Source organism: Acinetobacter sp. GN11 (genome assembly GCF_054823985.1).
Genome location: NZ_JRVL01000349.1, coordinates 1 through 851, shown reverse-complemented (window position 1 = coordinate 851; position 851 = coordinate 1). Strand labels below are relative to the sequence as shown.

General features: G+C 45.8%; 1 protein-coding gene. It reads right to left on the bottom strand.

What is annotated here, in order from left to right:
- A partial coding sequence (locus NL42_RS19165; RefSeq protein WP_461313959.1) for a thiolase family protein occupies positions 1 to 420 on the bottom strand: 420 nt, incomplete at its 3' end.
- Positions 421 to 851 lie beyond the last annotated feature (431 nt).

Here is an 851-nt window from a genome sequence, read left to right as displayed (position 1 = left end):
AATCTTCTGGCTACGGCCAAAAGCACTGTCAGACTTACCCATCACATAAGGAGCACGGCTCATGCTTTCTACACCACCTGCAATCATCAAGTTCGCTTCACCTGCTTTAATGGCACGGGCAGCAATAGCAATCGCATCGAGTGAAGAACCGCACAAACGGTTAATGGTGGTTGCCGGCACTTGATACGGTAAACCAGCAAGCAGTGCTGACATACGGCCGACATTACGATTATCTTCACCGGCTTGGTTGGCACAGCCATAGATCACATCATCGACCTGTTCCCAATCTACACTTGGGTTACGTTGGATTAAAGCTTTAATCGGCACAGCACCAAGGCCATCGGCACGGACAGGAGCAAGGCCACCGGCATAACGGCCGAATGGAGTACGGATGGCATCGATGATATAAGCGTTTTTCATTCTTACATTTCCATTTTGAAATCTGTTGCTGTCATTGCCACAAATGATGGGTTTATCCATTCTTCCTTTGCATAGGCAATGCCTCACTTTTGACAGGGCAAAAGTGACAAAACCCTTTGTTACTCAGACACAACATCCCTGTTGTGCTGAGCAACGAGGCGACATCCATGTCGCCACCTCGTATCCACTAGCGGTTTGCTATCGTGACAGGTGACATGGATGTCACCCGTTGGACAGGGAGGCAAGGAAGCCTCCTCTGTTCAACATAGATTTTTGTTACTTTTCATCTTTGAAAAGCAAGGTATTGCCTATACAAAAGGCCTTTGAATATCAATGTAATTCAAGGCTGTGATGCTATTTATTAAGTGTAGTGACTACATCATTTACAAACTTAATTCGTTGCATCAATCAAAGTTGCACCTGTTAAAGCC